This is a genomic window from Chelativorans sp. M5D2P16, from assembly GCF_034427935.1.
Taxonomy (GTDB): Bacteria; Pseudomonadota; Alphaproteobacteria; order Rhizobiales; family Rhizobiaceae; genus Chelativorans.
In genome coordinates this window covers 263,811-286,335 of the sequence record NZ_JAXQNM010000025.1, presented here as the reverse complement: position 1 = coordinate 286,335, position 22,525 = coordinate 263,811, and the positions used below count along the sequence as shown (strand labels likewise).

The following is a 22,525-nucleotide window of genomic DNA, read 5'->3' as shown; positions in this document are numbered from 1 at the left end:
GTCCGGCACGCGGGGAACTCATCGTCTCCTGCACCCGTCTGTGAAACGAGTGTCGCGTGTGCGGCGCTCCGATTGCGAATGAGCGCCGACTATTCCGGCGGCGCGCAACAGGAGAAACAACGCAATGAAGTTCCCCCCTAAAACCTTGGCTGCCGCGACTTGCTCCGCCGCCCTTTTGGCGCTTGCACCAGGCGTCACCTCGGTTCAGGCACAACAACAGACCCAGCAGCCGGCACAGCAGACGCAGCCCCAGGCAACCCCCGAGTTGGACGACGGCACGATCAGGGCGTTCGCCCAGGCCTCGCTCGAAGTCCAGGAAGTGGCGGACAAATGGAAACCGCGTATTCAGGATGCCGAGGGACAAGAGGCCGAGCAGTTGCGCAATGAGGCCAATCAGGAGATTGTCCAGGCGGTTCAGTCGAACGGACTGGAGCTCCAGACCTACAACCAAATCTTCCAGGCTGCCCAAGCCAATCCGGAAGTGGCAACCAAAATCCGGCAATACTGGCAGGAAATGGAATAACGTCAGGGGCTGCCGGCCAGGCGCCGGCGGCCCTTGCACCTGGGCTGAAATACGAACTGAGCCGCTGCCGTTTTTTCTTGGTTGGCAAGCATCTCAGTTCAATCGCCCGACAGCCCGATCAGCGACTGCCTCTCGCGCAGAATCGCGGCGAGCATGACCTTCTGGCTAGCCTGGTTGGCCTTCGATGCCGCGAAAGCGTGTAGCTCCGAATGCGCCTCACATTCTTGCCTTGCCGGACCAAGCGGCTAATTTTGCGAATCACAGGCAACATCTGATCAATCGAGGTCTGGAGATCCGCAAATGAAGAAGAAAATCGGCATGTTGTCTGTTGTCCTCGGGGCATCCCTCATGGCGTCCGGATGCACGACCACCGAAAAGACGATCACCGGTGCCGCGGTGGGTGGCCTCGGCGGCGCCGTGGTGGGCGATGCGATCGCCGGGACCGGCGGTGCGGTCGTCGGCGGCATCGGCGGTGCGGTGGCCGGTGGCGCGATCGGGCGTAACCTCTAGCGCACGTCGCCGGCCGCGCGGACGGCCGGTCTGCCACGGGTGGCGCGGGACACCGGGAAACCAACCCGCCCCTGGCGCGTTTACCGGACTGCAGCCCGGAGACCGCCATGGCGCCGCGCCCCTATTGGAAAGGTTATCTCAAGCTCTCGCTGGTCACTTGCGCCGTCTCGCTCACGCCGGCCACGAGCAGCCGCGAGAAGGTGCGCTTCCACACCGTCAACGCCAGGACCGGCCACCGCGTGCGCAGCCGCTATGTGGATGCCGAGACGGGAAAGCCTGTCGCCGACGAGGACGAGGTGAAGGGTTACGAGACCGAGGAGGGCCGCCACGTCATTATCGAGGACGAGGAGTTCGAAGCGGTCGCGCTGGAAAGCACACGCACGATCGACATCGACCAGTTCGTCCCCGCCGACAGCATCGAATGGATCTGGTACGACACGCCCTACTACCTGATGCCCGACGACGAGGTGGCGCAGGAGGCTTACGCCGTCATTCGCGAGGCGATGGCGGCGACCGGCAAGGTGGGCATATCGCGGCTCGTCCTTTCGCGGCGCGAGCGGGCGGTGATGCTCGAACCCCGCGGCAAGGGCATCGTCCTTTGGACCCTGCGCTATGGGGACGAGGTGCGCGACGGGAAGGAGGTCTTCGGTGACGGGGAAGAGAAGAAGGCCGAACCGCGCCTGGTCTCGCTCATTTCGACGCTGATCGAGGACCTGACCCAGCAATGGGATCCGGCGATGCTCGGCGATCCCGTCCAGGAGCGGCTGAAGGAGATCATCGCCAGCAAGCAGAAGAAGAAGACGAAGAAGCCGTCAAAGGCCGGGAAGAAGGAAGAACCGGAGACCCCGGGCAACGTCGTCAACATCATGGACGCGCTGAAGAAGTCGATCTCGCAGGAAAAGAAGCGGGGCGGCTAGGGGCAGCGGACACGCGTTGCGAAACGCCCCTCTCACCAATTCTGGTGATTGGCGGGAACGGTGTTGCGGAGCGCCCGCGGGGGAGAAAGCAAATTCTCGGGCTTAGCCGAAGGCTAAGTCGGTAGAATTTGCAAGAGAGGGGGCCAGCGCTGCAGCCCATGTTCTGAAACCCGACACACCCTTCAGCAATCAGGCCGCCCGTTTCGCCCGGCCGTCGAGCGGTACCGCCGCCTTCCAGAACTCCTCCCACGGGTCGATCTTGAGCGCCGCGAGCCGCGGCAGCACGTTCTCCACCGTGAAATAGGCGGGACCGACCGCCGGGCTGAGCTCCTCCCAGTCAAGCGGCATGGAAACGGCGGCGCCCGGCCGCGCGCGGGTCGAATAGGGTGCCACGGCCGTCGCGCCGCGCCCGTTGCGCAGATAGTCGATCAGGATCTTTCCCTTGCGCTTCGCCTTGGTCACCGTGGCGACATAGCGCTCCGGATCGTCGGCGGCCATCGCATCGGCGATGCTCTTGGCAAAGGCCTTCACCTCGTCCCACTGCGCGCGCGGCTTGAGCGGCGCCACCACGTGGAGCCCCTTGCCGCCGGACGTCTTGACGAAGCTTGCAAGCCCCGCCTCGCGCAGCCGCTCGCGCACTTCCTGCGCCGCCTCGATAACGGCCTCCCAAGGCACGCCGGGTCCGGGATCGAGATCCATATTGATCAGGTCCGGCTTTTCGAGATCGCCGAGGCGCGCGCCCCACGGATGGATTTCCAGCGCCCCGCCCTGTACCAGGCCCAGGAGCCCCGGCAGCCCGTCGATGGCGATGATCGGCTGATCACCCGCCTCCTTGGGATCTCGCGCCTGCAAGATTTCCTTGGACTGGCCACGCCAGGCATGCTTCTGGAAGAAGCACTGGCCGTCCACGCCGTCGGGACAGCGCACCAGGGCCAGCGGCCGATCGACGACAAAAGGCCCCATGCGCGGCCACACCTCGGAATAATATTCGGCCAGCCCCTGCTTGGTCACCCCGGCGTCCTTCCAGTAAAGCCGATCGGGATGGGTGAGCCGGATGGCCGGCATTGCCTTTTCGGCCGGCGCCTTGCGCTTCGATTCCCGCCGGACCTCCTCCGGCTTCTTGTCCTCGCGCAGGCCGCGGAAGGAGGCATGCCTGATGAGATCGTCGGCCGTCCAGGTGCTGAATTCCACCTCCGCCACAAGCTCGGGGCGGACGAAACGTGCCTGCCGCGCCTCTTCCGCCGTCAGCTTCCCGGCGAACGGACTCTGTTTCTGTTCGAGCTTTTCCAGCCGCTTGAAGAGATCTGCGGCGACCTTGTGCGTGTAGCCGGTGCCCACCCGCCCCGCATGCAACAGCTTGCCCTTTTCGTAATATCCGAGCACGAGAGAGCCGATCGCTTTGCGGGAGGTGGTCGAGGGTACGAAGCCGCCGATGACGAACTCCTGCCGTTCGGAGCATTTGGACTTGATCCAGTCCTTGCCCCTGCCGGAACGGTAGGGCGCCTCGCGATCCTTCGAGATGATGCCTTCGAGGCTCAGCCGGCAGGCATGTTGCAGCACCACCGCGCCGTCCTCCTCGAAATGGTCGCTGTAGCGCAGGACCGGCGCCGCGTCGCGCATCAGGGCCTTGAGTGCCGCCTTGCGCTCCACCAGGGGTGCGGGTCGCAGATCGTGCCCGTCGAGATAAAGGAGGTCGAAGGCATAAAAGACCATCCGGTCCGTCCTCCCGGCGGAAAGGTCCGCCTGCAGCGCGGAAAAGTCGGAGGCGCCGCCGGCACCCTCGACGACGAGCTCGCCGTCGATGATCGCTTCCCGGGCCGGCAGGGCCGACAGGGCCGCGGTCAACACCTCTCCGAACTCGTCCGTCCAATCCAGTCCGCTGCGGGTATAGAGCTGCGCCGCCCGGCGGCCGATATGCGCCTGCAGCCGGTAACCGTCGAACTTGATCTCGTGCAGCCATTTTCCCGATGCCGGCGGAGCCGGCTTCAGGGACGCCAGCGCCGGGGCGATGAAACCGGGATAGCCGGCCTTTTTGGCCTTCTTCGGAAGGGACGGCTCGGGCCTGTCGATCCTGCCCGTCCGCGACGACCATCCTGGCGCCTCGCCCGCGACCTCCTCGACCACCCGCCCCGTCTTCACCGATTCGGGCCGTTCCTCCAGGATGTCCGGATCATCCTCGCCGCGGGCGAAGTCGTCGTCGCCCTTGATCAGGAGCCAGTTTTCCTTCTTCTCGCGCAGCTTCTTGCCCATCCGCACAAGGTGCCAGCGCCCGCCGAGCTTCTCGCCGTGAAGCTCGAAATCCAGATGCCCCTTCGCATAGCCCTTCTGCATATCGCCGATGGGGGACCAGCGGCCGGCATCCCACACGATTACCGTCCCGCCCCCGTATTCGCCCTTGGGGATGGTTCCCTCGAAACCGCCGTACTCCAGCGGATGGTCCTCTACGTGGACGGCCAGGCGCTTTTCGCCCGGCACGAGGCTCGGCCCCTTGGTGACGGCCCAGCTCTTCAAAACGCCGCCCATCTCCAGGCGCAGGTCGTAGTGCAGCCGGCGTGCCGCGTGCTTCTGGATCACGTAGCTGTCGCCCCCCGGCGCTTTGCGTGCCCGGCCGCGCGGCTCGGGCGTGGCCTTGAAATCCCGTTTCTTGCGGTATGTCTCGAGCGCCATCCAGCGGGCCCTAACCGGCCTTGCGCCGCTGCGCCGGCTCGGCCTTCTTCCGCTTGCCGCCGCGTGCCTTCTTCGCCGCCTTCTCGGATGCCGCCGCACTCTCGCGCAGGGCATCCATCAGGTTGACCACCTTGGTCTCCTTCGGCGGCTTGGGAGCCTTAATCTCGCGCCCCTCCATCTTCGCCCGGATCAGTTCGGCCAGCGCCTGGTCGTAACGGTCGTCGAAGGCGCGTGGATCGAAGTCGCCGGCCTTGGTGTCGATGATGTGCTTGGCGAGATCGAGCATCTCCCCCTCGATCTTGAAGTCGGGAAGCTCGTCGAAGATTTCGGCGGCGGGACGCACCTCGTAGTCGAAATTCAGCGTATTGGCGACGAGGCCCGAACCCTGTGCCCTGAGGAGCAGGGTGCGCACCCGGCGGAAAAGCACTGCGCGGGCAAGCGCTGCCACCTTCTTGCGCCGCATGCCCTCGCGGATCACGGCGAAGGACTCGCCCATCACCCCGTCGGAAGGCGCCAGGAAATAGGGCTTGTCAAAATAGACCGTGTCCACGTCCGTGCAGGGAACGAAGCCTTCGATGCGGATGGTCTTGTCGCTCTCGGGCACGGCCTCGGCCACTTCCTCCGGCTGAAGGATGATGTATTCGTCGTCACCGATCTGATAGCCCTTCGCCTGTTCGTCGCGCTCGACCGGCTCTTCCGTCTCCTCGTCGAAATATTGCCGGTGCACACGGTTCCCGGTCTTGCGGTTCAGGATGTGGAAGGAAATCCGCTTCGACGTCGTCGCGCCGGCATAGAGCGCCACCGGAAAGGCCAGTTCCGACAGCTTGACGTACCCCTTCCAGGTTGCCCGCGGTGCCACTTCGATACTCCGTACAAAGGCGTTGAACGCGCACGGGGTCCGGATGTTCCGGCGGGCACCTGTGGAACGGCTTTGCTGGCGGCGGCCGGCGACCGCAGGCGGCCTCAGTTCACGAGAACGGCCCTGCCGCACGCGGCGCCCGTCACCCGGACATCCGCCTCGCCGACCTTCACGCCGAGTGTGGTGAGGAGCGTGGACAGCAGAGTGTCCAAAGGACCGGCCACTTCACCGAGTATCTCAGCCAGCGTGTCCGCGAGAAGGTCCGGGGACGAGAGACCGAGTTGAAGCGGCCCGAGCTTGAGGTCCACATCCAGATCGAGGTCCTTCAGGAGGGAGCGGACCAGCGGCTGCGCGATATCGTGCGTGTGAACGCTTCTAACGGCACCGCTGTCGATCTCGGCACGGCTGAAATCCAGCCGTGTCGGAAAGCGGTTGCCCGAAACGGCATGTGCTTCTCCGGTGATCCGGACCACTTTCAAATCGACGAGCTTCGCCGGACGCAAGGCGGGTCTCGCGTCGAAATATCTGAGCTGGTCCGGATCGATCTCCCCGACCCACGCCTCGACGATCCCCGGCCGGGCATCGATGGCCACGCCCGTCACCTCGCCCCGGGAGCACGAGATCCCATCCAGCTTGGCCTCGGCATAGGCGACTTCGAGGTAAAGCGGCAGCCGGATTACTTCACCGAGCGTCCCTCCCGGTCCTTCGACTTCGATGTTCAGGAAAAGCCGCGTCTGCGCCGTGCGCACGATCTTGCCGGCTTCACCGACGGCGAACCACGGCAAACCCTGCGGCGGCTCGCCGATGGCGATGTCGAGCGTGAAGGACGCTAGGCCGGGAAGATCCAGTGTGCTGGCCATATCGACCAGTGTGTCGTGATTTGCCACCGCCGCGCTCGCCCCGAGCAGGTCCATGACGCCCACGACCGCTTCGAGGCCGGCAGTCCGCTCGCCCAGCGCGAGCTGGCCGAGACTGCCGATGTCGAGCAGCTTGCCCATGGGCACGTGCAGGTTCGCCAGTCCGGGAGCATTCGCCAGGGCGAGCAATGCGAGACGCGCATCCTGGTTTTGACCGGCGGCAACCGACAGCGCGCGCAAGATGTCGCCGATCGCCGCTTCCGCCGCGATCACGTCGTTGTACGTGCCGGCTGTCAGGTCGATCTCGGCGGCAAGCGCGTCCAGAAAAGACAGCACCTCCACATCGGCATCCGCCAGGGCGCGATAGTCCATCGCCTTCAGCGAGACATTCGCGCCAAGCAGAGCCCCGAGCAGATTGTTGAGTACGCCTTCATCGAGGCTGGCGAGCCGCGAGCCGACCGAAAAGGCCGCCTCTTCCGTCGTGGCTGCGATCGCCGTGGTCCGCATCGAAGGCGGGTCCATCAGAAAATGGGCGAAGTGCAGCGCGCCCGTCTTCGTGTAGGTCACCCGGGCGGCATTGGCCGGCGTCGCGTTCGCGGTGAACCGCACCGCCGGATCCACCGCCGGATCGGCCACATACCGCCCGGTCTCCACCTCCAGCCTCGGTGCCGCGTCCGACACGACGATCTCGTCCGGTTCCTCGCCCGATTCATCTTCGCCCGCCGAGACACCGTCCTGGCCGTTGTCGTTCATGGCCAGAACCGCGGCAGCTTCCGCCTTGTCCAGATTGCCTGCCGCGGTGATGGCGGCGAGATCCGTCAGCGCCTGGGCTTCCCGGCGTTCGAAATACAGGGAGCCGAAATCGATCGCGATCGCGGCAGCCATGAAGACCAGGGTCATCATAAGCGCGCTCATGACCGCGATGCTGCCTCCCCGATCCGTGAGCCACCGCGAAATCAGGCGCCTGTAGAAGAAAACACGGTACGTCATCAGATGCCCCCGATCCGAATGGTCGATGCGCGCTCGATCACCTTGCCCGGCAGCGACAACCCGTCCCAAAGCCCCCAGATGGGAAGATCACCGGCATCATATTGAAGAGAAACGACGAACTGGGTTCCGTCCGCGGAATCGGCCACGTCCACCGCGATCCGGTCCGCGGTGATGAAGGGATATCCGCTCGAATGATCTTCGATGAAGCGCCGCGCGAGCAACGTCCTTTCCGTTTCGTCCAGGCCCGGAATGGACGCGCGCGCCGCGTCTGCGGCCAGTTGCTGCATGGAATGCATCGCCCCGAAATAGATGCCGTAGGCGATCATTCCCATGAACAGAAACAGAAAGACCGGCGCGATCAGTGCAAACTCTATCGCAGAGACGCCGGCCTCCGAACGCACGAAGGCAACCGGCATCCGCCCGCGAAACACACGACCCGGATTTAAACTTGAGTATCCAAATCTAGAATTAGCTTTGTCTACCGTGTACTTTCCATCCATACCGCCCCTCCTGGATGAAACTGCAGATTCTCTGCGCATGATGCGCACATATATTAAAGAAACAGAATGTGAATCACGCACTTACGTTGAATACTTCTTCCAAAGTCGGTTAACATACCTAGAAGGTTGAGCTTCGCTTTGTATGAAAAGGCAATATTCAGATGCGGAGCTTCGCATCCGGTTTTGGCCGCCGCCACGCGGCAGAGCTCGGGGTAGACGGCAGAGAGGGCACGATGCGCAACGTCACCACCCAGCCTGCGGCAAAACCCGAATGCCCGCACTGCCTCCCGGCGGCGATGCGCCTTTGCCTGGGCCTCATTCTCTGTCTGATGCTCACGGCGGTCCCCGCCGCCGCCGAAAAGCTCGAGCGGACTGCACTCATCGATCGCGTGTGCAATCTCATAGAGTCCCACGCCAAGCGCAACGCGCTGCCGGCGGATTTTCTGGCGCGGCTGATCTGGAAGGAAAGCCGGTTCGACCCGAACGCCGTAAGCCCCAAGGGCGCGGAAGGGATTGCTCAATTCATGCCGGGAACCGCCGCCCTGCGCGGCCTGAAGGATGCGTTCGACATCGGCCAGGCGATCCCAGCCTCGGCGGCCTATCTCGCGGACCTGGCGAAGAAATACGGCAATCTGGGCCTGGCGGCGGCCGCCTACAATGCCGGCGAGGGACGGGTTTCGCGCTGGCTCTCCGCAGGCGGTTTCCTGCCGCTTGAAACGGAAGACTTCGTGCTCGACATTCTCGGCGAGCCGGCAGACCGCTTCGCCGAGGGAACCCACTCGCACACGATTCCGCCGCTCAAGCCCCATACGCCTTTTGACGAGGCTTGCCGCGACCTCCCCGCGTCCGGCGCGGTCACCATCGCCATGGCGAACGTGCCGGTGAAACCGTGGGGCATCCAGGTGGCCGGCCATTTCCGCCGCGACGTCGCAGTCCGGCAATGGGAGCGGTTGCGGACGCGCCACCAGGCGTTGTTGGCGGGCCATGAGCCCGTCGTGAGCCGCATGCGCTCGCCGCGCGGGCGGCGCGGGATCTATGCCGTCAGGATCGGCGCCAACAGCCGCGCGGATGCCGACGAGATTTGTGGCCGGCTGCGGGGCGCAGGCGGCTCCTGCATCGTGTTGCGAAATCGCTGAAAGGCAATCGGACATCCGGCGGGCGCAAGCGCCCGCCGGACGGGATCACGGCTCAATGCCGTTGTGCGACGGCCTCGTCCTCGCTGAAGGATTTGACCAGCGGCATAAGCTGCCAGAGCGCCGACAGTCCCACCAGGATGTAGATGATCCGGGAAAGAAGCGCCGCCTGGCCGCCGAAGATCGCCGCGACGAGGTCGAGTTGGAACAGGCCGATGAGCAGCCAGTTCAAGCCGCCGACGATGATGAGCAGAAGGGTGATGATATTCATCGCACGCATTGGACAACCCTCCCAGGTTTTCCAGATACGCTTTCAACGCATATCCGCGTCTGGAGTTCCCGCACGCGTTGCGCAAGGGGGCCGTGCCTAAGACAGCCAAGCTGGCGGAACGAAAAGAGGACGGGTCACACCCGCCACGGGCGTCATCCCGGAAGCCGGAGCGACAGCGCAGGCTGTCCGGGATCCATTCCGGAACGGTTCGCGCCAGGCCAAGGCATCTCGGAATGCATTCGCTCCGTTCGGCCGGGATGACGCCCACGGAAAAAAGTCGCAGTGGGCTTGCCGACCGTTCCTCCCACCTTTGAACACGCCTCAGCCGATCGGCCGAACCTCGGTATCCGTCTCTTCCAGAACCGCGTCCGGCACGAAGAAGTCGCCGGCGAGCGGTCCCGTGGCATCCGGCGCGTATCGGGAGAAGTCGCTGACACCCGCCGCGCGCAACACGCGTTCGTCAATGAAGAAATTGCCGGTGGTCTCGCGCGCGGGCCGGGAAAGGATCGCATGGGCGGCGTCGGCCACGATTTCCGGCGAGCGGCTTATCCGCGCCAGCGCCTCGCCGCCGAGAACGTTGCGCACCGCCGCCGTGTCGATGGCCGTCAGCGGCCACAGCGAATTGACGGCGATGCCGTCTTCGGCGAATTCCGCGCTCATGCCCAGCGTGCACATGGACATGCCGAACTTGGCCATGGTGTAGGCGACGTGATTCTTGAACCACTTCGCCTGCATGTCGAGCGGCGGCGATAGCGTGAGAATATGCGGGTTCTGCGCCTTCTTCAGGTGCGGGATGCAGCACTTCGACACGAGGAAGGTGCCGCGCGCATTCACCTCATGCATCAGGTCGAAACGCTTCATCCGCGTCTCCAGCGTTCCGGTGAGCTGGATGGCGCTCGCATTGTTGACGCAGATGTCGATGCCGCCGAAAGCGTCCACCGTGGCCGCCACGGCGCGCTCCACCTGCGCCTCCTCGCGGATATCGCAGACAACCGCCAGCGCCCTGCCCCCGGCCGCCTCGATCTCTTCCGCCGCCGTATGGATGGTGCCCGGCAGCTTGGGATGCGGCCTGTCCGTCTTGGCGGCGATCGTCACGTTGGCCCCGTCGCGCGCGGCCCGAAGCGCGATCGCCAGGCCGATGCCCCGGCTGCCGCCGGAGATGAAAAGCGTCTTGCCCGCAAGCGACATCGTATCCTCCAAGACGGAACCGCGAGTGCAAGGCCGGCGCGCGCCTACCCGCGTGCCTTTCCTCGCCTTCGATGACGGAGCTTAACGGCTTTTACGTCAACGTCAATCAGACGCCTTCGGCAATTCCGCGATACCGCCATGCGCGGCCGACCATTCGAGCGGCGCCTTGAGGAAACTCTCCGCCTGGTCCAGTGCCGCATCACCGAAGCGGCCTTCCTTCCGGCACACCTCAAGAATGTCCCACCACGTGGTGAGGTAGTGGAGCCGCATGCCCGCCGCCTTCAGCCTGTCCGGCGTGTCGGGGAAGATGCCGTAATAGAAGACGGCGAAGGTATCGGTCACAGTGGCGCCCGCCGCGCGCACGGCCTCGGCGAATTTCAGCTTGCTGCCGCCGTCTGTGGTCAGGTCCTCCACCAGAAGCACCCGCGCACCTTCCGCCAGATTGCCCTCGATCTGCGCGTTGCGGCCAAAGCCCTTGGGCTTCTTGCGCACGTAGAGCATGGGCAGGCCCAGCCGGTCGGAAAGCCACGCCGCGAAGGGAATGCCGGCCGTCTCGCCCCCGGCCACCGCGTCGAACTGCTCGAAACCGGCATCACGCAGGATGACGGAGGCGCCGAAATCGATCGCCGCCGAGCGGATCCGCGGATAGGAGATTAGCTTGCGGCAGTCGATATAGACCGGGCTGGCCAGCCCCGAGGTGAAGGTGAAAGGCTCGTCGGCACGGATGTGGACGGCCTCGATCTCCAGAAGCATCTTCGCGACGGTCTCGGCGATCAGCGCCTTGTCGGGAAAGGTATTGGCGAACATGGGCGGCAGGCTCCCTGTTATGATATTTTCTCGCTAGCAGGGCGAGGCCCGCTAGGTTCACGGTACGAATTCACCGCCGCGCCCCATTCGTTCCGGCCGTCATCCCGGCCAAGGGAGCGCCAGCGACCGCGAGCCGGGATCCATTCCGTGACTCGTCCATGTTCCGGAATGGATCCCGGACAGCCTCCGCTTCGCTCCGGCTTCCGGGATGACGGGGGCATACCCGTTCTCGGGCGCGACTGTTCTCATTTCCAACGCACAACTGCAATACTTCTAGGAAGCGTCGTCCTCGTCTTTCCAGTGGATGGGAAACATCGGATCGAAGACGGTGATCTCGTCCTGTCCGGCCCTGATCTTGCGCTGATATTCCACCGGCTCGTCGGACCGCACGAGGCGGATTCGCTTCTCGTTCGGCGGCAGGCGGTAGAAGGCCGGCCCGTTGAGCGAAGTGAAGGCCTCCAGCCGGTCGAGCGCGTTCTCCTCCTCGAACACATGGGCGAGGCAGGCCATCGTGTTGGGCGCGTTGAAGACGCCCGCGCAGCCGCAGGCGGATTCCTTCAAAGGATCGACATGCGGCGCCGAATCCGTCCCCAGGAAGAACCGCCCCTCGCCCGAAATTGCCGCTTCGCGCAGGGCCAACCTGTGCTTTTCGCGCTTGGCCACCGGCAGGCAGTAGTAATGCGGGCGGATGCCGCCCGCCAGGATGGCGTTGCGGTTGATGATGAGGTGGTGCGTGGTGATGGTGGCGCCGATATTCTCGCCCGCCCCGCGCACGAAATCGACGCCGTCCTTGGTCGTCACATGCTCCATCACGATCCGCAGCTCCGGGATCCGCCGGCGCAACGGCGCAAGCACACGCTCGATGAACACCGCCTCGCGGTCGAAAATGTCGATCTCGGGATCCGTCACTTCGCCGTGCACGCAAAGCGGCATGCCGATCTTCGCCATACGCTCCAGCACGGGATAGACCGCCTCGACGTCGCGCACCCCGCTCTGCGAATTGGTCGTCGCCCCGGCCGGATAAAGCTTCACCGCCGTCACCAGCCCGTTGCGAAAACCCGATTCGATATCATCGGCTTGGCTGGCCTCGGTAAGGTAAAGCGTCATCAAGGGTGTGAAACCGCTTCCCTCCGGCAGGGCGCCCAGGATCCGCTCGCGATAGGCCGCCGCGTCTGCGCTGGTGACGACGGGCGGCACGAGGTTGGGCATGATGATGGCGCGGGAAAAATGCGCCGCCGACCACGGCGCCACCGCCTGGAGCACGGCGCCGTCGCGCAGGTGGAGATGCCAGTCGTCCGGCTGGCGGATGGTGAGCGTCTTCATATCGGAGCCGACTAGATAGCCGGATTCGGCGCCCATGCAAGGCCAAAGCGCTCGGACGCGCCCTCCCCGGCCCTCGTGACAAAAATCTCGACCGCACCTGTCGGCTTGAGGCATTGTCGGCCGTCTTGCAAACGAACGAGGTCAGTCAATGCTTTATGCCATTCTGTGCTACCACGACGAGGACGTGGTCAATTCCTGGTCGAAGGAGGAGGACGACGCGGTGCTCGCCAAGCGCCGCCGCATCCAGAAGGAATTCGTCGAAAAGGGCAAGATGGGCCCGGCGATCCGCCTGATGCCGACCTCGGCCGCCACGACGCTGCGCACCTCCGGCGACGAGCAACTGGTCCTCGACGGTCCGTTTGCCGAAACGAAGGAGCAGCTTCTCGGCCTCTACATCGTCGATTGCGCCAATCTCGACGAGGTCGTCGATTTCGCCAACCGGCTGAAGGAAGGCGAAACCTGCACCTTCGAGATCCGGCCGATGCAAATTTTCGAGAAGGGCGTATTGCCCGAGGAAGTCAAAGTAGGAACATGACGGATATTGCCTGGATCGAGACGGCGCTGACCGGTGCCCGCCCGCAGGCCATGGGCGCGCTCCTGCGCTATTTCCGCGATCTCGACCGGGCGGAGGAGGCGTTCCAGGAGGCCTGCCTGCGCGCCATCAAGACCTGGCCGGTCAAGGGGCCGCCGCGCGACCCCGCGGCCTGGCTCATCTTCGTCGGCCGCAACGCCGCGCTCGATACGGTGCGCCGCGACAGCCGCAACACGGCCCTGCCCGAGGACAGGGCCATTTCCGACCTGGACGACGCCGAAGCCGACATGGCCGAGCGGCTCGACGACGCGCACTACCGCGACGACATCCTGCGGCTGATGTTCATCTGCTGCCATCCCGACCTGCCGGCGACCCAGCAGATCGCGCTGGCCCTGCGCATCGTCTGCGGCCTGTCGGTACGCGAGATCGCCAGCGCCTTCCTGGTCAACGAAAAGGCCATGGAGCAGCGTATCACCCGGGCCAAGCGCCGCGTCACCGCCGCCGACGTTCCCTTCGGAGCGCCGGGCGCGGCCGAGCGGGCCGAGCGGGTGGCGGCCGTTGCGGCCATGATCTACCTGATCTTCAACGAGGGCTATTCGGCCAGCAGCGGCGAGGTGCATGTGCGCACGCCGCTGTGCGAAGAGGCGATCCGGCTCGCCCGCCTGCTCCTGCGCCTCTTCCCCGCCGAACCCGAGATCATGGGCCTGCTCGCGCTCATGCTGCTCCAGCACGCGCGCTCGGCCGCACGGCTCGACGCCGATGGCAACATCGTGCTCCTGGAGGACCAGGACAGGAGCCTCTGGAACCGCGACAAGATCGCCGAAGGGCTGGCGCTCGTCGACAAGGCAATGCGCCACCGCCAGCCGGGTCCCTACCAGATCCAGGCCGCGGTCGCCGCCCTCCATGCGCGCGCCGCCACGCCCGAGGAAACCGACTGGCAGGAGATCAATCTCCTCTATCAGATGCTGGAGCGTTTCCAGCCCTCCCCCATCGTCAGGCTGAACCGCGCCGTCGCGGTGTTCAAGGCCCAGGGGGCACAGGCAGCCCTTCTGCTCATCGAGCCGCTCGCCGACCGACTCTCCGGCTACTTCTATTTCCACGGCGTGCGCGGCGCGCTTCTCAAGGATCTCGGCCGCGACGCCGAGGCGCGCACCGCCTTCGACCGCGCCATTGCCCTCGCCCGCACCCCGGCCGAGGCCGCCCACATCCGCCAGCATATCGACCGGCTGACAGGCGACGGCGAGGCGAACATGGCGGCGAGTTAGACAAAAAATGTCGGATGCGCACGTCGCCCGTGCGTCCTGCGGTCGCATAGTCCCTGTCTTAAGGAGAACACCATGCGATATGTATGCCTGGTCTATGGCGACGAAGCGGAGCTTCAGGCTCTGTCGGACGAAGACAGCCTGAAGCTCACCCGCGATTCCCTCGATTATGACAGGGTCCTCGAAAGCGGCGGCCATCTGGTCGTCGCGCACGCGCTGGAATCGCCCGCCTTCACGACCGCCTTGCGCACCAAGGGCGGCCAGGTCGTGGCGACCGACGGTCCCTATTCGGAAACGAAGGAGCAGTTGCTGGGCTTTCTTCTGATCGAGGCGGATGACCGTCAAGAGGCGGTCGCCCTTGCTTCCAGGGTGCCGATGGTCGAGCACGGCCATATCGAATTGCGCGCCATCCACCTGCTCGAAGGCGAATAGGTCCGCCCCGCCAAAAAAATGTCGGAGCCGCGTCGGCGTGATCGTCCTTCGCGTGCACAACGCGAAGAAGGAGCAAACGAATGCGCTATGCCTTCCTGATCCATACCGACCAATCGGCCATGAAGTCCTGGCAGGAGGAGGATATGTGGGAATGCCTCCACAAGGCCGACGAATACGAGGCTGCGCTCAAGCGCAGCGGCCACTTCATCCTCTCCCATGGCCTCGAATGGTCCTCGCAGGCAACCGTGCTGCGCAAGCAGAGCGGCAAGGTCGTCAACACCGACGGTCCCTTTGCCGAGACCAAGGAGCAGTTGCTGGGCTTCCTTCTCATCGAGGCCAGGGACAGGGAAGAAGCGATCGCCCTGGCCGCGGGGCTGCCCATGCTGGACGACAGCACCGTGGAGGTCCGTGCCGTGGAGGAATTCGAGAACGAGGTGCCCGAAAATGTCGGAGAGCCAGCCGCTCGCCCGTCCTCGGGCGGTCAAACCGGCTGATCACCACAGGAGGAGACAATGCACAATCAGGTCGTTTCCCGCCAAGAATGGCTCGCCGCCCGCAAGGCGCTCCTGGAAAGGGAAAAGGAAGCCTATCGCCTGCGCGACGAGATCGCCGAGGCGCGCCGTGCCCTGCCCTGGGTCAGGATCGACAAGAACTACGTCTTCGACACGCCCGCGGGGTCCAAGACGCTGGCCGACCTTTTCGAAGGCCGCAGCCAGCTCATCGTCCAGCACTTCATGTTTCCACCGGACTGGGAGGCCGGCTGCCCCGGCTGCTCCTTCGAGGCCGATCATGTCGACAGCGCCCGGCAGCACTTCCTGCACAAGGACGTGACCTTCGTCGCCGTCTCCCGCGCGCCGATCGAGAAGATCGAGGCCTACCGCGAGCGCATGGGCTGGACCTTCCCCTGGGTCTCTTCCGGGCGAAGCGACTTCAACTACGACTTCCAGGTCTCATTCCGGAAGGAGGACATCGAGACCGGCAAGGCCTTCTACAATTTCGAGCCTCTCAAGGAGGATCCCGGCGTCGAGGATCTTCCGGGCATGAGCGTTTTCTTGAAGGATGCCGAAGGCGCGGTGTTTCACACCTACTCGACCTTCGCGCGCGGCGGTGAGGAGGTTCTGGGTGCGCTGATGTATCTCGATCTCACGCCCGTCGGCCGCAATGAAAAGTCGCCGCTCGACTGGATACATCGTCACGACGAATACCCGGCCGAGGAGCCCAGAGCCTCCTGACACGAGGTTGACAGGAGAACTGTGCGAAAAGAATTGCGGTGATCGGCCGCCGCCCTCCTGACCGGCGGCCGTTCCAAACCATCCGATTTTGCTGCGCCGAGCGGCCGCCGGCCCCGGCTCGACTGAGAGGACTTTGCAATGAACAAAGCTCCGGAGATGCCCCGCGCGGGCCGGCGCGAGTGGATCGGCCTGGCCATCCTGGCGCTGCCCTGCATCCTCTATTCCATGGACATGACCGTGCTCAATCTGGCCGTCCCGGCCTTGAGCGAGGACCTCAAGCCTTCGAGCGCCCAGCTTCTGTGGATCGTCGACATCTACGGGTTCATGGTCGCCGGCGCGCTGGTCACCATGGGCACCCTGGGAGACCGCATCGGCCGGCGCAGGCTGCTTCTGATCGGCGCCACGGCCTTCGGCCTGGCGTCCGTCTTCGCCGCCTTCGCCACCAGCGCCGAGATGCTGATCGCGGCCCGCGCCACCCTGGGCATCGCCGCGGCGACGCTCGCCCCTTCCACACTCTCGCTCCTGCGCAACATGTTTCACGACCCGAAGGAGCGCACCTTCGCCATCGGCGTATGGATCGCCAGCTATTCCGCCGGCGCGGCGGTCGGCCCCATCATCGGCGGCATTCTGCTGGCCTATTTCTGGTGGGGATCGGTCTTTCTCATCGCCGTTCCGGTGATGGTGCTGCTGCTCGTCCTGGCGCCTATCCTGCTGCCGGAGTTCCGCGATCCGCAAGCCGGCAGGCTCGACATCCGAAGCGCCGTCCTGTCGCTCGCCGCCGTGCTCGCCGTCATCTACGGCGTGAAGCGGATGGCCGAGCACGGCCCCGGAACCGAGGCCTTCCTCTTTGTCCTGGCCGGCCTTGTGCTCGGCACCATTTTTGCGCGCCGGCAGAAGCGCCTCGCCGATCCGCTGATCGATCTCGCCCTGTTCCGCAGGCCGGCTTTCAACGTCGCCCTGCTTACCAACATCCTGAGCCTCTTCGTCGCCTTCGGTTCGTTCCTCTTCGTCGCACAGTACCTGCAGCTGGTGCTCGGGCTTTCTCCGCTCGAAGCCGGGCTCTGGTCGTTGCCCTCCGCCCTCGCCTTTGTCGTCGGCTCGATGCTGACGGGCAAGCTCACGGCGCTTGCACGGCCGGCCACGGTGATGGCGGCCGGGCTCCTGGTCGCCGCGATCGGCTTCGCCGCCGTCGCGTGGGCCGCGCTCGACGAAGGTCTGGTCGCGCTGGTCGTCGCGATGACCATCTTTTCGATCGGCCTGGCGCCGGTCTTCACGCTCACGACGGATCTCATCGTCGGCGCGGCGCCGCCCGAACGCGCCGGTGCCGCATCCGCCATCTCCGAGACGGGCGCGGAACTCGGCGGCGCGCTCGGCATAGCGGTCCTGGGCAGCATCGTCACGGCTGTCTACCGCAAGACGATGCAGGCCGATTCCTTAAGCGGCGTTCCCGAGCCCCTTGTCGAGGCGGCGCGCGACACGCTGGGCGGCGCGCGCGCCATCGCCGGCCAGTTGCCGGAAACCGTCGGCACTCCCCTCCTGGCGGTCGCGCGCGAGGCCTTCACCAGCGGCCTGGTGCTCGCCTCGCTCATCAGTGCGGCGATTGCCGTCCTGACGGCGGTGCTGATCCTCGGCATTCTCCGGCGGGCCGGCACGCCCGATAGCGAAGGCGAGGAATCCCTGCCCGCTACCGTCGCCTGATCTTGCCGCGCGCCGGCGGGATATCCGGCGCAGTTTTTGCATGCGAGAAAATCCGCACCGCTGTCGGATTTCTCCCGCCCCCCGCGTCCTTTGCCCAAGCCCGAACGGCTCAGGTCCAACAAGGAGAGAAAAAATGTCGGCAATTGAACTGGCGCCCGGAGAAACCGGCGAACCGCGCGGAGGCGTCATCGCCTATCTGATGGTCGACGGCACGACAAGGGCGGCGGAGGTCTATGAAAAGGCCTTCGGCGCGAAGGAAGTCGCCCGTCATCCCGTGGACGAAAAGGGGCGCACAATGCACCTCCATCTCTACATCAACGGCGGTTCGCTGATGATGAGCGATCCCTATCCCGAATACGGCCACAAGATCGAACAGCCGGCGGGCTTCTCGCTCACGCTTTGCGTCGACGACGTGGATTTCTGGTGGAAACGCGCCTCCACCGCCGAAGGCATGGAGGTGACGATGCCATTGGAGAAGATGTTCTGGGGCGACCGTTACGGAGAGGTGCGCGACCCCTTCGGCGTGCGCTGGGCCATCGTCGGCAAATAACGGCGGGACCTGCCGGCGGAAAATTACGTTCCGCAAGGGGTTTACATCTCACACACATGTCCTACTTTTCTCCGGAGAGGCTGCGGCGAACGTATGACGCGGCCTTTTCGTCGGTGCGGATGGTTGCGAGAAAGCGAGGACCCGCGCCAGATTGTCACCCGAAAACGATTGAGAGCCCCATATGAGCCAGGCGAAGACGGGCGACGTCGTCCGCGTCCATTACAAGGGAAAGCTGACGGACGGCACGGAATTCGATTCCTCCGAGGGTCGCGACCCTCTGGAGTTTCAGCTCGGCGGCGGACAGATCATCCCCGGTCTTGAGAAGAGTGTCGAGGGCATGGAAACCGGCGAGAAGTCGACCGTTACGATCCCTGCCGACGAGGCCTACGGCCCGCGCGACGAGCGCCAGGTACAGACGGTACCGCGCACCGCGTTTCCGGACGACCTCGACCTGAAGATCGGCGCCAGCCTCCAGGCCACCACCCAGGACGGACGCCAGATTCCGCTCACCGTGGTGGAGATGGACGACCAGGAGGTGACCGTCGACGCCAACCACCCGCTGGCGGGACGCGACCTCGTGTTCGATCTGGAACTGGTCGAGATCGTCGGTTCCGAACAGGGGCAGAAGTTCGGGCAGTAGCCCGCCTGCCCTCCGGCCTCCGGCACCTTGCCGGACGGGCTCGGATCATTTCACCGTTTCGCCGAGACAACGAAATGATCTGAGCGTTCGATGTCGCGTGGCTTCGGACGGATAACCGGCATCCCTTCCCGCAACTGTTTCAGTCCTGCCTCGGCAAGGCGCCGTCCTCGTACTGGGCGGCGAATTCCGCCGTCGGCGGGATCGGTTTGATGACATCGATCAGGACGCCGTTCGGGTCGCTCGTGATGAAGTGACGCTGCCCGAACGCCTCGTCCCGCAATTCCTGCAGGATGGGCAGGCCCGCCGCCTTTACCCGCGCATATTCCCCGTCCGCGTCCTCCACCTCGAAATTCAGGATCAGGCCCGAGACCCGGCCCCGCGCCGCCTCGGGCACGGTCTCGTGCCGGCCGTCGAGCACGGCGAGATTGACCGTCTCGTCCTCGCGCGACTGCAGATGCACGTACCAGTCGCTCTCAAAGAGCGGGGCAAAGCCGAAATGGCTGCAGTAGAAGGCGGCGGTCGCGCTCACGTCGTCCGTCATGATGACGGGATAATAGCTGGTGCTCTTCATGGCTTTTCTTCCTGGTTCAAGAAACATACACTCTGCATGTAATCTGAAATAACATACAGGCTGCATGTATGCAACAGGATCCTCCTCGCCGCTCGAACCGGGAGCGTTCGCAATCGACCCGCGAAAAGCTGATCGCGGCCGCGCGGCGCCTTTTCATCGACAAAACCTACGCCGAGACGGGCACGCCGGAGATCGTCGCCGCGGCGGGCCTGACGCGCGGCGCGCTCTATCATCACTTCGCCGACAAGCAGGCGCTCTTCCAGGCCGTCGTCGAGCGGGAGGCGCAAGCCGTGGCGGCGGAAATCGAGCGCCGCGCCGACACCCTGCACGATCCCCTCGAAGCGCTCATCGAGGGTGGCAACGCCTTTCTGGCAGCGATGGCCGCGCCGGGGCGCACGCGTCTTCTCCTGCTGGACGGTCCCGCCGTCTTGGGCCGCGCGGCAATGGACGAAATCGACAATCGCCACGGAAACCGCACATTGCGCGAAGGCCTCGCCGCCGCCATCGAAACGGGGACGATCCGGCCGCTCCCGCTCGAGCCGCTCACGGTGCTGCTTGCAGCCGTCTACGACCGTGCCGCGCTGGCGCAGGAGACCGGTGCTGATCCGCAGGATTACCGCCGCACGATTGCCGGCATGATCGAAAGCCTGGGCGCGGCCGCCGGCCTCAGCCGAAGAGCGCCTCGCCCTGCTCGTCGATGATCTGCTTGCCCTTGCGCACAGCCTGATCGGCGGCGAGATCGGCGCTCGGGAAGCGGTCGGCGCGGATGAACTTGTGCTCCTTCCTCGCGCCGTCGATCTCCTTGGAGATGATACCGCAGGTCTGGTACTGCCCGTCCTGCGGAAAAGGCGTGGCACGGATGGTGAAGCCCTTGTGCGCGACCGGCTCGCCGACCACTTCGGGCGCCCCGCCCTCTGCTCCCGCGGAACCGCCGAAAAGCCGTTTCAGAAATGACATGCTTCTTCTCCCTTGGGCCAGCCAATCTAGCGCGCAAGCACGGCCACGACCAGCGTTCCGCGCGCCCCTGTTTCTTCTTCAACGGCGAAGTCGAAAACGAGGACGCCGCCCTCCTTGGCCAGGAAGGGGCCGACGAATTCCTTGAAGCTCCTGGGCCGTTTGCATCAATGCCAGGGTCGGAGTTTTGTGCGCGCAAGACCTCTCCACTTCGTCATCCTCGGGCCCCGACCCGAGGATCCATGCCTGAACATCGACACGTCGCCGGCGGTTAAGGTTGAGCGCCGTTGACAAAACATGCGTTCGCTCCAATCCCGGCCTAAAGGTGCGGCGCCGCCACACCGGCCACAGTTGGAACTCGAGCGCCCTACCCCAGATGCAGCACCACCTCGCGCCGGTGCGGCCGGGAACGGTGCTCGAACAGGTAGATGCCCTGCCAGGTGCCAAGCGTCATCCGCCCCTCCGACACCGGAATTCCGATGGAAGTCTGCGTCAGGGCCGCCTTGATGTGCGCCGGCATGTCGTCCGGCCCCTCCATCCTGTGGATGACCCAGTTCATCGACGGATCGTCCGACGGCGGCACGAGACGGTCAAAGAAGGCGTCGAGGTCGCGCCGCACGTCCGGGTCCGCATTCTCCTGGATGACCAGCGAGCAGGAGGTATGCCGCACGAAGACCGTCAGCAGACCGAAGTCCACGCCGGCCTGCTGCACGAAGCGGGCGGCTTCCTCCGTAAACTCGTAAAGGCCGGGCCCGGACGTCGGAACCGGGAGGATCGTCTGTCGCATGCCCCGGTGGTGCATCCGCGCGCCCGGCCTGTCAAGCACGCCGCAGAGTCCATCGCGAATTGGTCAGGCCGAGGCATGTAGCCCGGCCTCATCAGTTTCGAGGCGGACTCTCAGCCAAGCGACCGGATGATCTCGCGATAAGCCTCCTCCGGGAAGGCCTTCAACGTCCGTGTACGCACGTTTCCTTCGGCGCCGAGCGTCAGCGCGAAACGCGCCGCGACGGCATCGTCGGGCGCCTCGCAAACGGCGACCATGTCGCAATCACCCATGGTCAGGTAGAAGGCCTTGAACTCTCCGCCCATTTCCTTGAGCAGCGCCTTCGCGTCGTCCAGCCGCCGCGGCGACTCGCGCACGGTCCGCATGCCCTGCTCGGTCCAGTTGACGAGGACGATATAAGTGGTCACATCACACCTCCCCCGGCGCCGTGACACTCGCGCATTCCGCCGGCGCCGGACCATGAAGCCCCACCGCTGCGTCCAACTATGCGCCCCGGGCGGCGGCGCTGCAAGATATCCGCGCACGGGGACCGGTCGCGCCGGAAAACAACGCCAGCATGCGTGCCGTCAATCGGCGCGCAGGATAAAGCGGCGATTCGGCGCGCGGATTGGCCGGGCGTTGTGGGAATAGAGCGCCGTGAACCTGGCGATATCGGCCGCATCGACCTCGATCGGCTCCACCGCGATCATCCATTCGACATCCTCGCTGCAGGGCGGCGTGGTCAGAGACCCTTCATAGAGCCAGTAGTCGAGCGAATCCGGCAGAAGGCCCGTCAACTCGACCTTGTGAAGAGACACTTGCTCCCCTTCGTGGGCGGGAAAGGCGGAAGCGAGGTCGGCAAAGGCCCCGTTGGCCTCGCCGGGCACGAAAAACACGCTCAGCACACCCAGAATGCCGATTTCCTCGTCCTCGTGCACGAAGTGCACCTCCATCGGAAAGGCTTTCCCCTCGACGCGATGCTCGCTGGGCGCATGAAAGTGGAACTGCTTGAGCCGGAAACGTTCATCTCCCCTGATAAGCGTGCCGCCCTCGGCGAGGTCCACCTGGATCGTATGGCCGTTGTTGGCCATCGTTCCGCCACCGCTCTTCCAGCGGATCTGAAGGCTCGGCAAATCCGCCTCGATGGTTTGGGCAATGTCGACGGGCGACTGCTGCGAGCCGGATGAGCAGGGCAGGTTATGTCCGTTGAGTTCCGCCCAATGCTCGGGCCCTTCCCGGCCAGTATAATCCCACTGCTCCGCTGAAGCAGCCAATGCACAAACGGAAGACAGGAAAATGCCGAAGAGATACACGATAAATTTCTTATGAATCATGATAATATCTCC

At 64.8% G+C, this 22,525-nt stretch carries 26 protein-coding genes; 13 read left to right on the top strand and 13 right to left on the bottom strand.

The window, feature by feature from the left end; all coding sequences use genetic code 11:
• Positions 1–124 precede the first annotated feature (124 nt).
• From SIN08_RS12720 to SIN08_RS12710, 3 genes are all read left to right on the top strand, one after another.
• Positions 125–523: a DUF4168 domain-containing protein gene (locus tag SIN08_RS12720; RefSeq protein WP_322451943.1), complete on the top strand. Its 399-nt coding sequence runs from the start codon at positions 125–127 to the stop codon at positions 521–523.
• Between the two features lie 300 nt (positions 524–823).
• Positions 824–1,033 (top strand): hypothetical protein, encoded by a 210-nt coding sequence (locus SIN08_RS12715; protein WP_322451942.1) that lies wholly within the window; start codon positions 824–826, stop codon positions 1,031–1,033.
• A 107-nt stretch (positions 1,034–1,140) separates the two neighbouring features.
• Positions 1,141–1,950, top strand: coding sequence for a Ku protein (locus SIN08_RS12710; protein ID WP_322451941.1), 810 nt, complete (start codon positions 1,141–1,143; stop codon positions 1,948–1,950).
• A gap of 189 nt (positions 1,951–2,139) precedes the next feature.
• Here SIN08_RS12710 and ligD read toward each other — a convergent pair whose 3' ends face one another.
• The 4 genes from ligD to SIN08_RS12690 form a co-directional block, all read right to left on the bottom strand.
• Positions 2,140–4,617, bottom strand: a complete 2,478-nt coding sequence (gene ligD, locus SIN08_RS12705; protein WP_322451940.1) for a DNA ligase D — start codon at positions 4,615–4,617, stop codon at positions 2,140–2,142.
• Between the two features lie 10 nt (positions 4,618–4,627).
• Positions 4,628–5,476 (bottom strand): Ku protein, encoded by an 849-nt coding sequence (locus tag SIN08_RS12700; protein ID WP_322451939.1) that lies wholly within the window; start codon positions 5,474–5,476, stop codon positions 4,628–4,630.
• Between the two features lie 104 nt (positions 5,477–5,580).
• Positions 5,581–7,323: a pilus assembly protein TadG-related protein gene (locus SIN08_RS12695; protein WP_322451938.1), complete on the bottom strand. Its 1,743-nt coding sequence runs from the start codon at positions 7,321–7,323 to the stop codon at positions 5,581–5,583.
• Positions 7,323–7,823, bottom strand: a complete 501-nt coding sequence (locus tag SIN08_RS12690; protein WP_322451937.1) for a TadE/TadG family type IV pilus assembly protein — start codon at positions 7,821–7,823, stop codon at positions 7,323–7,325. The genes SIN08_RS12695 and SIN08_RS12690 overlap by 1 nt, the downstream gene beginning before the upstream one ends.
• Before the next feature lie 329 nt (positions 7,824–8,152).
• Here SIN08_RS12690 and SIN08_RS12685 point away from each other — a divergent pair, with 329 nt between their 5' ends.
• Entirely contained in the window at positions 8,153–8,959 is an 807-nt protein-coding gene (locus SIN08_RS12685) for a lytic transglycosylase domain-containing protein (RefSeq protein WP_322452160.1), read from the top strand.
• Between the two features lie 52 nt (positions 8,960–9,011).
• Here SIN08_RS12685 and SIN08_RS12680 read toward each other — a convergent pair whose 3' ends face one another.
• The 4 genes from SIN08_RS12680 to pyrC form a co-directional block, all read right to left on the bottom strand.
• Positions 9,012–9,236 carry a DUF378 domain-containing protein gene (locus tag SIN08_RS12680; protein WP_322451936.1) on the bottom strand — a complete coding sequence of 75 codons (225 nt, stop codon included), beginning with the start codon at positions 9,234–9,236 and terminating at the stop codon, positions 9,012–9,014.
• A 312-nt stretch (positions 9,237–9,548) separates the two neighbouring features.
• Entirely contained in the window at positions 9,549–10,415 is an 867-nt protein-coding gene (locus tag SIN08_RS12675; protein ID WP_322451935.1) for an NAD(P)-dependent oxidoreductase, read from the bottom strand.
• A 102-nt stretch (positions 10,416–10,517) separates the two neighbouring features.
• The gene (locus SIN08_RS12670) at positions 10,518–11,222 is read right to left on the bottom strand and encodes an orotate phosphoribosyltransferase (RefSeq protein WP_322451934.1); all 705 of its coding nucleotides are present in this window, start codon (positions 11,220–11,222) and stop codon (positions 10,518–10,520) included.
• Positions 11,223–11,495: 273 nt separating this feature from the next.
• Positions 11,496–12,545: a dihydroorotase gene (gene pyrC / locus SIN08_RS12665; protein ID WP_322452159.1), complete on the bottom strand. Its 1,050-nt coding sequence runs from the start codon at positions 12,543–12,545 to the stop codon at positions 11,496–11,498.
• A 148-nt stretch (positions 12,546–12,693) separates the two neighbouring features.
• Here pyrC and SIN08_RS12660 point away from each other — a divergent pair, with 148 nt between their 5' ends.
• The 8 genes from SIN08_RS12660 to SIN08_RS12625 all read left to right on the top strand — a co-directional run bounded on the left by SIN08_RS12660 (position 12,694) and on the right by SIN08_RS12625 (position 18,891).
• A complete protein-coding gene (locus SIN08_RS12660; RefSeq protein WP_322451933.1) occupies positions 12,694–13,080 on the top strand; it encodes a YciI family protein in 387 nt (128 codons plus the stop codon).
• Positions 13,077–14,342, top strand: a complete 1,266-nt coding sequence (locus SIN08_RS12655; RefSeq protein WP_322451932.1) for an RNA polymerase sigma factor — start codon at positions 13,077–13,079, stop codon at positions 14,340–14,342. Before SIN08_RS12660 ends, SIN08_RS12655 begins: the two co-directional genes overlap by 4 nt.
• A gap of 72 nt (positions 14,343–14,414) precedes the next feature.
• Positions 14,415–14,771, top strand: coding sequence for a YciI family protein (locus tag SIN08_RS12650; protein ID WP_322451931.1), 357 nt, complete (start codon positions 14,415–14,417; stop codon positions 14,769–14,771).
• Positions 14,772–14,851: 80 nt separating this feature from the next.
• The gene (locus SIN08_RS12645; RefSeq protein WP_322451930.1) at positions 14,852–15,265 is read left to right on the top strand and encodes a YciI family protein; all 414 of its coding nucleotides are present in this window, start codon (positions 14,852–14,854) and stop codon (positions 15,263–15,265) included.
• A gap of 18 nt (positions 15,266–15,283) precedes the next feature.
• Positions 15,284–16,003: a thioredoxin family protein gene (locus SIN08_RS12640; RefSeq protein WP_322451929.1), complete on the top strand. Its 720-nt coding sequence runs from the start codon at positions 15,284–15,286 to the stop codon at positions 16,001–16,003.
• Between the two features lie 138 nt (positions 16,004–16,141).
• On the top strand, positions 16,142–17,701 hold the full coding sequence (locus tag SIN08_RS12635; RefSeq protein ID WP_322451928.1) for an MFS transporter: 1,560 nt from the start codon (positions 16,142–16,144) through the stop codon (positions 17,699–17,701).
• A 133-nt stretch (positions 17,702–17,834) separates the two neighbouring features.
• On the top strand, positions 17,835–18,251 hold the full coding sequence (locus tag SIN08_RS12630) for a glyoxalase/bleomycin resistance/extradiol dioxygenase family protein (protein WP_322451927.1): 417 nt from the start codon (positions 17,835–17,837) through the stop codon (positions 18,249–18,251).
• Positions 18,252–18,432: 181 nt separating this feature from the next.
• Positions 18,433–18,891, top strand: coding sequence for an FKBP-type peptidyl-prolyl cis-trans isomerase (locus SIN08_RS12625; RefSeq protein ID WP_322451926.1), 459 nt, complete (start codon positions 18,433–18,435; stop codon positions 18,889–18,891).
• A 139-nt stretch (positions 18,892–19,030) separates the two neighbouring features.
• Here SIN08_RS12625 and SIN08_RS12620 read toward each other — a convergent pair whose 3' ends face one another.
• Positions 19,031–19,462, bottom strand: a complete 432-nt coding sequence (locus SIN08_RS12620; RefSeq protein ID WP_322451925.1) for a VOC family protein — start codon at positions 19,460–19,462, stop codon at positions 19,031–19,033.
• Positions 19,463–19,530: 68 nt separating this feature from the next.
• Between SIN08_RS12620 and SIN08_RS12615 the strand changes: the two genes are divergently transcribed.
• Entirely contained in the window at positions 19,531–20,163 is a 633-nt protein-coding gene (locus SIN08_RS12615) for a TetR/AcrR family transcriptional regulator (protein WP_322451924.1), read from the top strand.
• Here the strand turns inward: SIN08_RS12615 and SIN08_RS12610 are convergent.
• The 4 genes from SIN08_RS12610 to SIN08_RS12595 form a co-directional block, all read right to left on the bottom strand.
• Positions 20,129–20,419: an HlyU family transcriptional regulator gene (locus SIN08_RS12610; RefSeq protein WP_322451923.1), complete on the bottom strand. Its 291-nt coding sequence runs from the start codon at positions 20,417–20,419 to the stop codon at positions 20,129–20,131. The genes SIN08_RS12615 and SIN08_RS12610 overlap by 35 nt on opposite strands.
• A 364-nt stretch (positions 20,420–20,783) precedes the next feature.
• On the bottom strand, positions 20,784–21,203 hold the full coding sequence (locus SIN08_RS12605; protein ID WP_322451922.1) for a secondary thiamine-phosphate synthase enzyme YjbQ: 420 nt from the start codon (positions 21,201–21,203) through the stop codon (positions 20,784–20,786).
• A 110-nt stretch (positions 21,204–21,313) separates the two neighbouring features.
• Positions 21,314–21,607, bottom strand: a complete 294-nt coding sequence (locus tag SIN08_RS12600; protein WP_322451921.1) for a GYD domain-containing protein — start codon at positions 21,605–21,607, stop codon at positions 21,314–21,316.
• A 159-nt stretch (positions 21,608–21,766) separates the two neighbouring features.
• A complete protein-coding gene (locus tag SIN08_RS12595; RefSeq protein WP_322451920.1) occupies positions 21,767–22,513 on the bottom strand; it encodes a carbonic anhydrase in 747 nt (248 codons plus the stop codon).
• Between the last annotated feature and the right edge of the window lie 12 nt (positions 22,514–22,525).